The sequence below is a fragment of the Janthinobacterium sp. 61 genome, assembly GCF_002846335.1.
GTDB lineage: Bacteria > Pseudomonadota > Gammaproteobacteria > Burkholderiales > Burkholderiaceae_D > Janthinobacterium.
This window is the reverse complement of the sequence record NZ_PJMQ01000001.1, coordinates 4,100,221-4,113,519: the sequence shown is the minus strand read 5'-3', so window position 1 is coordinate 4,113,519 and position 13,299 is coordinate 4,100,221. Positions and strand designations below refer to the sequence as shown.

Sequence of the window (13,299 nt, the reverse complement as noted above, 5' to 3'; positions counted from 1 at the left end):
GGAGAATGGCGCGGACCGCCACCGATGTTCAATCGCCGCCGTCTCAGGACGCCAGGTGGCGCGCCTGGCGCAGCGGCAAGGCGACGTCCGGGCGTACCTTGGTGCTGCTAGCGCTCACTTCGCTTGGTTTGGCATGCGTGGGCGCCTGCGCGCCGCCCGCATAGTCGCTGGCCACGAGGGCATTGGCCTCGACCGCGCTCATGCCGCGCGTCTGCAGCCATTGCGCCACCAGCTTGGCCAGGCGCTCCATGGCGATGCGGTGGGTGGCGTCCGTATGGGCGTACAGCCAGTTCGAAAAGTCCATGAAGTTGTCAAATGGCGCATCGCCCAGCATCCACTGCACCGTATTGGCGAAGCGGCCCGAGTTGGCCACCAGGTCCCAGTAGCGGGCGAAGCGCACGAGGCGCTGCATGCTCATGAAGTCGAGCTGTTTGTTTGCCAGGATAGTGTAGGGCGGGTGCGGGTCGAACACCATGCCGTAGTTTTCCGTATGGCGGATGATGGGCGTGCCGCGCAGCCGTTTCAAGATGCCGAACTGGATTTCATGCGGTTTCAAGGCCACCAGCTTGTTGAAGCCGGCCGCAAAGCTCGCTTCATCCTCGCCCGGCAAGCCGGCAATCAAGTCCACGTGCAAGTGGGCGTTTGATTCTTCGCAAAGCCAGCGGATGTTATCGGCCGCTTTTTGATTATCCTGCTTGCGGCTGACCAGCGATTGCACGTCCGGATTGAAACTCTGGATACCGATTTCGAACTGCAAGGCGCCGGGCGGGAACTTGCTGATGCCTTCTTTCAAGGCATCGGGCAAATGGTCGGGCACCAGTTCGAAGTGGGCGTAGATCGGATCGTCCGGATTGGCTTCGATCTTGTCCAGAAAGAACTGCATGATCTTCAAGCTGGTCTTGATGTTCAGGTTGAAGGTGCGGTCGACGAACTTGAACAGGCGGGCACCGCGCGCGTGCAGTGATTCCATCTCGGCCAGGAAGTTTTCCAGGGCGAAGGGCCAGGCCGTCTTGTCCAGCGCCGACAGGCAAAACTCGCATTTGAACGGGCAGCCGCGCGACGCCTCCACGTAAATCGTGCGGTGGCGGATATCGTCGTCTGTATATAAGGAGTAGGGCAGTTGCAGTTCGGCCAGCGGGGCTTGCACGCCGGCATGGATCTTCATCAGTGGTTTCGGCCCGTTGAGAATCTCGCCGCACAGTTTGGGGAAGGTGACGTCGCCCCAGCCCGTGATCAGGTAATCGGCCAGCTTGACGATCTCTTGCTCGCCCGCCTCATGCGACACTTCCGGCCCGCCCAGCACGATGATGACCTCGGGCGCCACGCGCTTGAGCATGGCCACCAGTTTCGTCGTTTCCTCGACGTTCCATATATACACGCCAAAACCGATGATGCGCGGCTTGTTCGTCAGGATGCGCTCGACCAGTTCTGTAGTCTTGGCGCCAATGACGAATTCCTGCAGTCGCGTTTGTGCCTGCAGCGGCCCCATATTGGCCAGCAAATAGCGCAAGCCCAGCGAAGCGTGGGTATAGCGGGCGTTCAAGGTGGAGAGCAGGATGGTCATGACGGGTGCGATTCGGGGAAAACAGCCATTTTACGCTGCACACGACGATTTATCCGGATAAAGCTTGCTTAGTAGCACGGATTTGGCTATAGTTCGCCTCCCCAATGAGACGCACTAGTTTGCGGCACAAAAGGGACAGCCTTCCGGGGCTGGGTAGTAAAAAGTTTTTAAGCGCAATGCGCTGAAAAACGGGGTTGACGAAATGGCCGAAACGCTTCATACTCTTCCTTCTTCGCAGCTGACAAACACAACGCTTTGTCGATAGCGCGAAAGCAGTACCGATTACAGTTCTTTAACAATTAACAGTCGATAAGTGTGGGCATTTGATGTAAGTGCAGCGTCAATCTTCGGATTGGCGTCTAACTTAAAATATCAAATGTTCACAAGAAATAATGAAATAGGATACTTCTTCGGAAGTAGCCTGTCAGTTTTTTGAGTGAGCGACCCGTCGCAAGACGGTGCCAATAAAATGGCAAAGTAACAGAGATTAAACTGAAGAGTTTGATCCTGGCTCAGATTGAACGCTGGCGGCATGCCTTACACATGCAAGTCGAACGGCAGCACGGAGCTTGCTCTGGTGGCGAGTGGCGAACGGGTGAGTAATATATCGGAACGTACCCTAGAGTGGGGGATAACGTAGCGAAAGTTACGCTAATACCGCATACGATCTAAGGATGAAAGTGGGGGATCGCAAGACCTCATGCTCGTGGAGCGGCCGATATCTGATTAGCTAGTTGGTAGGGTAAAAGCCTACCAAGGCATCGATCAGTAGCTGGTCTGAGAGGACGACCAGCCACACTGGAACTGAGACACGGTCCAGACTCCTACGGGAGGCAGCAGTGGGGAATTTTGGACAATGGGCGAAAGCCTGATCCAGCAATGCCGCGTGAGTGAAGAAGGCCTTCGGGTTGTAAAGCTCTTTTGTCAGGGAAGAAACGGTGAGAGCTAATATCTCTTGCTAATGACGGTACCTGAAGAATAAGCACCGGCTAACTACGTGCCAGCAGCCGCGGTAATACGTAGGGTGCAAGCGTTAATCGGAATTACTGGGCGTAAAGCGTGCGCAGGCGGTTTTGTAAGTCTGATGTGAAATCCCCGGGCTCAACCTGGGAATTGCATTGGAGACTGCAAGGCTAGAATCTGGCAGAGGGGGGTAGAATTCCACGTGTAGCAGTGAAATGCGTAGATATGTGGAGGAACACCGATGGCGAAGGCAGCCCCCTGGGTCAAGATTGACGCTCATGCACGAAAGCGTGGGGAGCAAACAGGATTAGATACCCTGGTAGTCCACGCCCTAAACGATGTCTACTAGTTGTCGGGTCTTAATTGACTTGGTAACGCAGCTAACGCGTGAAGTAGACCGCCTGGGGAGTACGGTCGCAAGATTAAAACTCAAAGGAATTGACGGGGACCCGCACAAGCGGTGGATGATGTGGATTAATTCGATGCAACGCGAAAAACCTTACCTACCCTTGACATGGCTGGAATCCCGGAGAGATTTGGGAGTGCTCGAAAGAGAGCCAGTACACAGGTGCTGCATGGCTGTCGTCAGCTCGTGTCGTGAGATGTTGGGTTAAGTCCCGCAACGAGCGCAACCCTTGTCATTAGTTGCTACGAAAGGGCACTCTAATGAGACTGCCGGTGACAAACCGGAGGAAGGTGGGGATGACGTCAAGTCCTCATGGCCCTTATGGGTAGGGCTTCACACGTCATACAATGGTACATACAGAGCGCCGCCAACCCGCGAGGGGGAGCTAATCGCAGAAAGTGTATCGTAGTCCGGATTGTAGTCTGCAACTCGACTGCATGAAGTTGGAATCGCTAGTAATCGCGGATCAGCATGTCGCGGTGAATACGTTCCCGGGTCTTGTACACACCGCCCGTCACACCATGGGAGCGGGTTTTACCAGAAGTAGGTAGCTTAACCGCAAGGAGGGCGCTTACCACGGTAGGATTCGTGACTGGGGTGAAGTCGTAACAAGGTAGCCGTATCGGAAGGTGCGGCTGGATCACCTCCTTTCTAGAGTTTGCACGAATCAGTAATGATTCACGCATCAAATGTTCACACTTATCGGCTGTTAATATAAAGAACAGCATTTGGGGCTGTAGCTCAGCTGGTTAGAGCACCGTGTTGATAACGCGGGGGTCGTTGGTTCGAGTCCAACCAGCCCTACCAGTTTCTGCAGTCTGGAAATACCCTAGGGGGATTAGCTCAGCTGGGAGAGCACCTGCTTTGCAAGCAGGGGGTCGTCGGTTCGATCCCGTCATCCTCCACCAAAAGTTCAAACGTAAATCAGTGCTGATTAATGCACCGGGATTTAGGTTTGGTCTTTTCGAGATCAAGTGCTGTATGTTCTTTAACAATCTGGAAGAAGTAAAGATTATTTATTGATTGGTTTGCTGTAACAAGCAAATCGATGGGTAATGATTGTATGTATCAACAAACAAGCAACAACGTTGTACTTTCTTATCCCTGTAGCGCTCTTTCATTATGCAAATGATGAGAGGCTAACGTTATAGGGACAAGCGAATAAGTGCACATGGTGGATGCCTTGGCGATTACAGGCGATGAAGGACGTAGTAGCTTGCGATAAGCTGCGGGGAGTGAGCAAACACACTTTGATCCGCAGATTTCCGAATGGGGCAACCCACCCTTTTAGGGTATTGCATACTGAATACATAGGTATGCAAGGCGAACGCGGCGAACTGAAACATCTAAGTAGCTGCAGGAAAAGAAATCAACCGAGATTCCCAAAGTAGCGGCGAGCGAAATGGGAAGAGCCTGTACGTGATAGTCGGACCGATAACAGAATCCTCTGGAAATAGGAGCCATAGTGGGTGATAGCCCCGTATGTGAAATTGGACCGGTGATACTAAGCGTACGACAAGTAGGGCGGGACACGTGACATCCTGTCTGAATATGGGGGGACCATCCTCCAAGGCTAAATACTCGTAATCGACCGATAGTGAACCAGTACCGTGAGGGAAAGGCGAAAAGAACCCCGGAAGGGGAGTGAAATAGATCCTGAAACCGTGTGCATACAAACAGTAGGAGCGGACTTGTTCCGTGACTGCGTACCTTTTGTATAATGGGTCAGCGACTTACATTCAGTGGCAAGGTTAACCATATAGGGAAGCCGTAGAGAAATCGAGTCCGAATAGGGCGATCAGTCGCTGGGTGTAGACCCGAAACCAAGTGATCTACTCATGGCCAGGATGAAGGTGCGGTAACACGCCCTGGAGGTCCGAACCCACTAATGTTGAAAAATTAGGGGATGAGCTGTGGGTAGGGGTGAAAGGCTAAACAAACTTGGAAATAGCTGGTTCTCTCCGAAAACTATTTAGGTAGTGCCTCAAGTATCACCATCGGGGGTAGAGCACTGTTATGGCTAGGGGGTCATTGCGACTTACCAAACCATTGCAAACTCCGAATACCGATGAGTGCGAGCTTGGGAGACAGACGTCGGGTGCTAACGTCCGGCGTCAAGAGGGAAACAACCCAGACCGCCAGCTAAGGTCCCAAAGATTGGCTAAGTGGAAAACGAAGTGGGAAGGCTAAAACAGTCAGGATGTTGGCTTAGAAGCAGCCATCATTTAAAGAAAGCGTAATAGCTCACTGATCGAGTCGTCCTGCGCGGAAGATGTAACGGGGCTAAGCCAGTCACCGAAGCTGCGGATATTGTTCTGTGATTTATCACAGATATATATGGTAGGAGAGCGTTCTGTAAGCCTGCGAAGGTGTCTTGTAAAGGATGCTGGAGGTATCAGAAGTGCGAATGCTGACATGAGTAGCGATAATGGGGGTGAAAAGCCTCCACGCCGTAAGCCCAAGGTTTCCTGTTCAACGTTCATCGGAGCAGGGTGAGTCGGCCCCTAAGGCGAGGCAGAGATGCGTAGCTGATGGGAAGCAGGTTAATATTCCTGCACCGTCGTATGATGCGATGGGGGGACGGATCGCGGAAGGTTGTCCAACTGTTGGAATAGTTGGTTTTTGGCTCATAGAAGGTACTTAGGCAAATCCGGGTACGGAATTCAAGGGGTTGAGACGAGTGAACTTGTTCACGAAGCAATCGGAAGTGGTTCCAAGAAAAGCCTCTAAGCTTCAGTCATACGAGACCGTACCGCAAACCGACACAGGTGGGCGAGATGAGTATTCTAAGGCGCTTGAGAGAACTCGGGAGAAGGAACTCGGCAAATTGGTACCGTAACTTCGGGAAAAGGTACGCCCCGGTAACTTGATTGGTTTACTCCATGAGGGTGAAAGGGTTGCAATAAACTGGTGGCTGCGACTGTTTAATAAAAACACAGCACTCTGCAAACACGAAAGTGGACGTATAGGGTGTGACGCCTGCCCGGTGCTGGAAGATTAAATGATGGGGTGCAAGCTCTTGATTGAAGTCCCAGTAAACGGCGGCCGTAACTATAACGGTCCTAAGGTAGCGAAATTCCTTGTCGGGTAAGTTCCGACCTGCACGAATGGCGTAACGATGGCCACACTGTCTCCTCCCGAGACTCAGCGAAGTTGAAATGTTTGTGATGATGCAATCTACCCGCGGCTAGACGGAAAGACCCCATGAACCTTTACTGTAGCTTTGCATTGGACTTTGAACCAATCTGTGTAGGATAGGTGGGAGGCTTTGAAGCGGGGACGCTAGTTCTCGTGGAGCCAACCTTGAAATACCACCCTGGTTTGTTTGAGGTTCTAACCTTGGTCCGTTATCCGGATCGGGGACAGTGCATGGTAGGCAGTTTGACTGGGGCGGTCTCCTCCTAAAGTGTAACGGAGGAGTTCGAAGGTACGCTAGATACGGTCGGACATCGTGTTGATAGTGCAATGGCATAAGCGTGCTTAACTGCGAGACTGACAAGTCGAGCAGGTACGAAAGTAGGACATAGTGATCCGGTGGTTCTGTATGGAAGGGCCATCGCTCAACGGATAAAAGGTACTCTGGGGATAACAGGCTGATTCCTCCCAAGAGTTCATATCGACGGGGGAGTTTGGCACCTCGATGTCGGCTCATCACATCCTGGGGCTGTAGCCGGTCCCAAGGGTATGGCTGTTCGCCATTTAAAGTGGTACGTGAGCTGGGTTTAAAACGTCGTGAGACAGTTTGGTCCCTATCTGCCGTGGGCGTTGGAAATTTGAAGGGGGCTGCTCCTAGTACGAGAGGACCGGAGTGGACGAACCTCTGGTGTACCGGTTGTCACGCCAGTGGCATTGCCGGGTAGCTAAGTTCGGAAGAGATAACCGCTGAAAGCATCTAAGCGGGAAACTTGCCTTGAGATGAGATTTCCCAGAGCCTTGAGCTCTTTGAAGGGTCGTTCGAGACCAGGACGTTGATAGGCTGGGTGTGGAAGTGCAGTAATGCATTAAGCTAACCAGTACTAATTGCCCGTACGGCTTGTCCCTATAACCTTAGCAGGTACAGAGGATAAGACGGTACAACGTTGTGAGTTTGTTGATACTACTATTCATTACCCCAATCTTTGCTTCTTCCAGATTCAGGCTTTGTCGCTCAATTGAGGACAAATGCCAGTACAAGTTATGCCTGATGACCATAGCAAGTTGGTCCCACCCCTTCCCATCCCGAACAGGACCGTGAAACAACTTTGCGCCGATGATAGTGCTGCAACCAGTGTGAAAGTAGGTTATCGTCAGGCTTGTTATTCGTAGTAGAAGAAAACCCCACCGGACTCCGGTGGGGTTTTTTTTCGTCTGCTGCTTTGTGTTGCAAGACGGTTGGATACAAAAAAGGCAGCGCTGCGCGCTGCCTTTGTCGTTTAATTAAGTCAACATACCCTGTGCCATTCCAGGTCAAAGCGGGCCAGGAATTTCTTGAGCCTGTCCGCATCATTCGGCTTGGTTTTCACGGCACGCGAGACGGCATACAGCGTGCGGCCCGCATCGGACAGGCTGTTCGATTGCCGGCATACCTTGATGACTGCTTGCAGCTGCAACGCATCGAACAGGTCGAGTTGCGCAGCAGCCTGCTCTCCCATGATCGCTGCCAGGTCCACTTCCGGATGAGCGCTACGCCCACCATGATGCTGCCACATCCGCTGCAGGCGCTTGATCTCTTCGTCGACCACACCATCCGTGATGCGACCCGCTTCCGATAGAGTCGCCAGGCGCGTGACAGCGGCCGACAGATCGCGGAAATTGCCATTCCATGCTGAGGTGGGCAAGGTGGCGAAACGCATGAAGCGTTCGCGGGCCTCCTTGTTGAAGCGCACTCTTTCGCCCGTTTCGGCGCCATATTGCGCCAGCAGATATTCCAGGTTCGGCTCGATGTCTTCCGGACGCTGCACCAGGCCAGGCAATTCATAGGTCCACAGGTTGATGCGCGCATACAGGTCTTCGCGGAAGCGGCCGGCGGCTACCTCCTTGCCCAGGTCGCGGTTGGTGCCGGCGATCAGCTGGAAGTCGCTCTGCACTTCCGTGTCCGCACCTACAGGGAAAAAGCGTTTTTCTTCGATGGCTTTCAGCAGCATCGCCTGTTCGTCTAGCCCTAGCTCACCGATTTCATCGAGAAACAGCAATCCCTTGTGTGCGCTGCGCAGCAAGCCTGGCCGGTCCACGCCGGCGCCAGTGAATGAACCCTTGATATGGCCGAACAGGGTGGACGCGGCGCCGTCGCCATGCAGGGTGGCGCAATTGAGATCGATGAATTTGCCATCGATCTGGTGGCGCGATTTTTTCAGTTCATACACGCGGCGCGCGAGAAAGGATTTGCCGGCGCCCGTAGGTCCCATCAGCAGCATGGGGGCGCGGGACTTGATGGCGACGCGCTCGATTTCCTCGATCATGGCGTTGAACTTCGCATTGCGCGTGGCGATGCCGGACTTCAGGAATGCCACGCCTTCGGCCTGTTCGCGCGTAAAACGCTGGGCGATCTGATCATAGCGGGACAGATCGAGGTCGATCAGTGCGTAGCTGCCGGGATTGCCGGCAGCCTGGCGCTTGGGCGGTGATGTCTGCACGAGGCGGCCTGGGAAATAGCGTGCCTCCGTCATCAGGAACATGCAGATTTGCGCCACGTGGCTACCGGTGGTGATGTGGATCCAATAGTCTTCCTTGTTCGGATCGAAGGGGTAGTTGTTGGCGAAATCGTAGAGGGCGCCGTACACGTTCTCGAAGTCCCAGGCATCGCTGATGGGGAGTGCATGCGCGATTAATTCGGTTTCCGGCGAGACGCTGGCGATATCCTGCGACACCTGCTGCACCAGGTTGCTGAACTGGCTGCCTGCGTACAGCAACTCGAAACGGTCGATGATCTTGTCCTCGTGCTGGGTCAGGGCGATGCTGGGGCGCCACTTCTCCCAGCGTGCCGCGCCCCTGCCATTGTCGAGTTGCGTGCCGAGAAAGCCGATGACGACAGTGCGTTTTGCTTGCATATTTTGGATAAGAATTTATCTGAAAATATAATTGTATTCGAAATCGCAATGCCTGCTAATGCCCGTTGAAAAATATAGATGAAAATATTATTTCATAAAATCAATGACTTATGATCTTTTTTGACGAGGACGGAAAAGCTGGCACAGCGCTTGCAATAGAGAGGATACAAACGAGATAAAACGAGTAGAAGAGAGGATCACATCATGGCCAACTTGCGGCTATTCCAAAGCACTAAACAAACCAGCTTGCTGCCAGCCGCACTGGGCTTCAACGCGGAAGGCGCGCCAGCCTACGCGCTGACGCCACGCCACCAGCTGGCCCAGTATGCGGCCACGGGCTGCCTGAACACGACGTTCTATGCGAGCGCCGAAGCGCAGCTGGCGAGGGTGCTGGAACTGTGCAAAGCCGTGGAGCCGGCCTTCATTGCGAAAACGGCCGTGTATTGCCGCGAACGGGGCTACATGAAAGACATGCCGGCCTTGCTGGTGGCGGTGCTGGCGGCGCAGGGCGCTGCGGAATTTCCGCCAGCTTTCGAGCGCGTCATCAACAATGGCAAAATGCTGCGCAACTTCGTGCAGATCATGCGCTCGGGCGCCGTGGGCCGCAAGTCGCTGGGGTCGCGTCCGAAAAAACTGGTGCAGGCATGGTTGAACAGCGCGTCGGAGCAGGTTTTGCTGGCCGCAGCCGTGGGCAATGCACCTTCGCTGGCCGACGTGGTGAATATGGTGCACCCGAAACCGCAGGATGCCTGGCGGGCAGCGTTTTTTGCCTGGCTGATCGGCAAGCAGTACGATGCCAAGGCACTGCCGCCGGCGCTGGCCGCGTTCGAGGCTTACAAGCTTGATCCAGCGCAAGCGATACCGGAAGTGCCGTTCCAGATGCTGACGGCGCTACCCTTGTCTGCCCGGGACTGGGCGCAGATCGCCCGCCAGGGCAGCTGGCAGATGGTGCGCATGAATCTGAACACCTTTGGCCGCCACGGCGTGTATGCGATCGACGGCATGCCGGAATTGATTGCCGCGAAGCTGCGCGATTCCGAGGCGATTGACCGGGCGCGGGTATTTCCGTACCAGTTGATGTCGGCCTGCATGGCCGCCAGCGAGAGCGTGCCCGCCATCGTGCGCAATGCGCTGGAGCAGGCGCTGGAAATATCGCTGCTGAACGTGCCGCGGATAGCGGGCAGGGTGGTGGTGTGTCCCGACGTTTCCGGCTCGATGTCCTCGCCCGTCAGCGGTTTTCGCGGTAGCGCTACCTCGAGTGTACGTTGCATCGACGTGGCGGCCCTGGTGGCGGCGGCCATGCTGCGCAAGAATCCGGACGCCATGGTGCTGCCATTCGAGCAAAGCGTGGTGACATGCCAGCTCGATGCGCAGGGCACGGTGATGGAGAACGCGGCAAGGCTGGCGGCCATCGGAGGTGGCGGCACCAATTGCAGTGCGCCACTGCTGCGGATGAACAGCAAGAAGGAGCTGGCGGACCTGGTGATTTATGTCTCTGATAACGAATCGTGGATCGACGCCAGACGCAGCGGCGCAACAGCGACCATGGGACAGTGGACTGTCTTCAAGCAGCGCAATCCGCAAGCGAAACTGGTGTGCATCGATATTGCGCCGCACGCCACGACGCAGGCGATGGAGCGCGAGGATATCCTGAACATCGGTGGTTTTTCCGATGACGTATTCAGGATTATCGCCGCCTTTGCTGCAGGTCGGCTGGACCCCGCGCACTGGGTGGGAGAAATCGACGCCATCGATGTTGCAAGTTGTTGAAGTAAAGCGCATGAATGCGGACAAGACTACATAACAGACGTCCTGTCCAACCTTGTCATGCGCCGTAGTACCCCGAATGCCGACAGGATTACATAGCTTAGCCGCGTCAAACCGGCCTGGCAGGCGCAGTGAGCTTGCCAGAAGATCCTGTCCCACCTTGTCGGGTTGTCGTACGGATGAATGCCGGTGGAACTACATCCAGGGCCGATGCGTCGGCAACGTTTCACCAATCCTGGTCATCCCCCCCGGATAACATGAGAAGAGAGAACATATGAAAGAATACGAAGTCCTGCATGCCGAAGGCAGCCGTCCCGTGAAAATGTGGACCCGTGGCGTGCCTGTCGAAGAAGCGGCCAAAAAACAATTACGCAACACGGCGACCCTGCCGTTCATTTACAAGCATATCGCCGTCATGCCCGACGTCCACCTGGGTAAAGGTTCGACCATCGGCAGCGTGATTCCCACGCTGGGCGCCGTGATTCCGGCGGCGGTGGGCGTGGATATCGGGTGCGGTATGATGGCGGCGAAAACCACGCTGACGGCCAGCGACTTGCCCGATAACCTGGGGCCACTGCGCAGCGCCATCGAGCGCGCCATTCCGCACGGGATGTCGCCGAAGACGCGCGGCCACCGCGGCCGCGACGAAGGTTCCTGGCATACGCCGCCTTCGGTGGTCGATGCGGCCTGGCTGCAACTGAAGGATGAATTCGATGCCATTTGCCTGAAAACGCCCAAGCTGAAGAACACGAATAACTACCGCCACCTGGGAACTTTGGGCAGCGGTAACCACTTCGTCGAAGTCTGCCTCGACGAGCAGGGCTCGGTGTGGTTCATGCTCCATTCCGGCTCGCGTGGCGTGGGCAATGCCATCGGCACCCATTTCATCGAATTGGCCAAGCAGGATATGCGTACTCACTTCATCAACCTGCCCGACCAGGACCTGGCTTATTTGGCCGAGGGAACGCAGCATTACGACGATTATGTGGAGGCGGTGGGCTGGGCCCAGCGTTTTGCCCGCAACAACCGCGAAGTGATGATGCAGAACCTGATCGCGGCCGTGCGCACGGTCATCCATAAGCCGTTCCAGACGCATGTGGAAGCCGTCAACTGCCACCATAACTATGTGCAGAAGGAGCACCACTTCGGCAAGGATGTACTGGTCACGCGCAAGGGCGCCGTCTCGGCCCGGGCCGGCGAACTGGGGATCATTCCCGGCTCCATGGGGGCGAAGAGCTTTATCGTGCGCGGTAAAGGAAATGCGGAGAGCTTTCATAGCTGCAGCCACGGTGCGGGACGCACGATGAGCCGCACGGAAGCGAAGCGGCGCTTCAATCTGGCGGACCAGATCCGCGCCACCGAGGGCGTGGAATGCCGCAAGGATGAAAACGTGATCGATGAAATCCCGATGGCCTACAAGGATATCGACGCGGTGATGCTGGCGCAGCGCGAGCTGGTCGATGTGGTGCATATCTTGAAGCAGGTCGTCTGTGTCAAAGGTTAACAGAGAGAAAGAAGCAATGATAGAAATTGATGGAGCGCAAGGCGAAGGCGGCGGACAGATTTTGCGCTCGGCGCTGAGCCTGTCCATGATCACGGGCCGGCCATTCCGCTTGACGAATATCCGCGCGGGGCGGGAAAAGCCCGGCTTGCTGCGCCAGCACTTGCTGGCCGTGCAGGCGGCGGCCGCCATTTGCGGGGCGCGCACGACGCCGCTGGCGTTGCGCGCAGCTAGCCTGGAATTCATGCCTGGCCCCATACGCGGTGGCGATTACCGCTTTGCCATCGGCAGCGCCGGCAGTTGCACCCTGGTGCTGCAAACCCTGTTGCCGGCCTTGCTGCATGCGGATGGGCCGTCCACCGTGCGCATCAGTGGCGGCACGCACAATCCCATGGCGCCGCCCGTGCATTTCCTGCAGCGCGCGTATTGCCCCATCCTGCAGCAGATGGGTGCCGAGGTGGAGATCGCGCTGCAACGCTACGGCTTTCATCCCGCAGGGGGCGGCGAAGTGATTGCCACCGTACAACCGTGTCCGCGCTTGCGGCCTATCGCATTGCTGCAGCGCGGTGAACGGAAAGCAGGGTATGCGGAAAGCGTGTTGGCGGGCGTGCATGTGAACGTGGCGCAGCGCGAGTTGGAGCGTGTCGCCAGCGGCATGGGCTGGAGCGGCAAGCAGCTGCGTATCGTCGGCTTGCCCGCGGAGCAGGGGCCGGGCAATGTCTTGTTGCTGACGCTCGAGCATGAGCATGTCACGGAAGTGTTTACTTCTTTTGGCGAAAAGTACTTGCTGGCGGAATCTGTGGCCAAGCGCCTGCTGAACGAGGTGCGCGCCTATCTGAAGACGGATGCGGCCGTCGGCGAGCACCTGGCCGACCAGCTCTTGCTGCCCATGGCGCTGGCCGGTGGTGGCACCTTCACTTGTAGCAAGGTCTCGCAGCATGCGCTGACGAATGCGGAGGTGATTTCCCGGTTTTTGCCTGTGCGTATCACTTTCGAGCAGCAGGAGCGGGCCAGCATCTGCACGGTGGCCTCCGTCTGACGCGCGCGGTGACACAACTACCTGTTGCAGCTG

General features: G+C 55.9%; 5 protein-coding genes, 2 tRNA genes and 3 rRNA genes. 8 read left to right on the top strand and 2 right to left on the bottom strand.

All coding sequences use genetic code 11. The features are described 5' to 3' along the window. Nucleotides 1-43: 43 nt before the first annotated feature. Nucleotides 44-1,564 (bottom strand): B12-binding domain-containing radical SAM protein, encoded by a 1,521-nt coding sequence (locus CLU92_RS18675; RefSeq protein WP_101483109.1) that lies wholly within the window; start codon nt 1,562-1,564, stop codon nt 44-46. A gap of 489 nt (nt 1,565-2,053) precedes the next feature. On the opposite strand from CLU92_RS18675, the gene CLU92_RS18670 reads away from it, so the two are divergent. The 5 genes from CLU92_RS18670 to rrf all read left to right on the top strand — a co-directional run bounded on the left by CLU92_RS18670 (nt 2,054) and on the right by rrf (nt 7,225). Next, nucleotides 2,054-3,584 (top strand): 16S ribosomal RNA (locus CLU92_RS18670). 79 nt (nt 3,585-3,663) lie between these two features. Then, nucleotides 3,664-3,740 (top strand) — tRNA-Ile (locus CLU92_RS18665). 25 nt (nt 3,741-3,765) lie between these two features. Beyond that, a tRNA-Ala gene (locus CLU92_RS18660) sits at nt 3,766-3,841 on the top strand. Nucleotides 3,842-4,084: 243 nt separating this feature from the next. Beyond that, nucleotides 4,085-6,974: ribosomal RNA gene (locus CLU92_RS18655) — 23S ribosomal RNA — on the top strand. Between the two features lie 138 nt (nt 6,975-7,112). Beyond that, nucleotides 7,113-7,225 (top strand): 5S ribosomal RNA (gene rrf, locus CLU92_RS18650). Together the 16S, 23S and 5S rRNA genes with 2 tRNA genes alongside form the textbook arrangement of a ribosomal RNA operon. Nucleotides 7,226-7,354: 129 nt before the next feature. Here the strand turns inward: rrf and rtcR are convergent. Then, nucleotides 7,355-8,959, bottom strand: a complete 1,605-nt coding sequence (gene rtcR, locus CLU92_RS18645) for an RNA repair transcriptional activator RtcR (RefSeq protein ID WP_101483108.1) — start codon at nt 8,957-8,959, stop codon at nt 7,355-7,357. Between the two features lie 246 nt (nt 8,960-9,205). Between rtcR and CLU92_RS18640 the strand changes: the two genes are divergently transcribed. The 3 genes from CLU92_RS18640 (at nt 9,206) to rtcA (ending at nt 13,266) form a co-directional block, all read left to right on the top strand. Then, entirely contained in the window at nt 9,206-10,729 is a 1,524-nt protein-coding gene (locus tag CLU92_RS18640; RefSeq protein ID WP_257561123.1) for an RNA-binding protein, read from the top strand. A gap of 271 nt (nt 10,730-11,000) precedes the next feature. Beyond that, nucleotides 11,001-12,230, top strand: coding sequence for an RtcB family protein (locus tag CLU92_RS18635; protein ID WP_101483106.1), 1,230 nt, complete (start codon nt 11,001-11,003; stop codon nt 12,228-12,230). A gap of 16 nt (nt 12,231-12,246) precedes the next feature. Next, the gene (rtcA, locus tag CLU92_RS18630; protein WP_101483105.1) at nt 12,247-13,266 is read left to right on the top strand and encodes an RNA 3'-terminal phosphate cyclase; all 1,020 of its coding nucleotides are present in this window, start codon (nt 12,247-12,249) and stop codon (nt 13,264-13,266) included. Nucleotides 13,267-13,299: the final 33 nt, after the last annotated feature.

What these genes read in the sequence shown, in the direction of transcription:
- CLU92_RS18675 (WP_101483109.1), bottom strand. Translation starts at nt 1,564, where the DNA reads ATGACCATCCTGCTCTCCACCTTGAACGCCCGCTATACCCACGCTTCG.
- rtcR (WP_101483108.1), bottom strand. Translation starts at nt 8,959, where the DNA reads ATGCAAGCAAAACGCACTGTCGTCATCGGCTTTCTCGGCACGCAACTC.
- CLU92_RS18635 (WP_101483106.1), top strand. Translation starts at nt 11,001, where the DNA reads ATGAAAGAATACGAAGTCCTGCATGCCGAAGGCAGCCGTCCCGTGAAA.
- rtcA (WP_101483105.1), top strand. Translation starts at nt 12,247, where the DNA reads ATGATAGAAATTGATGGAGCGCAAGGCGAAGGCGGCGGACAGATTTTG.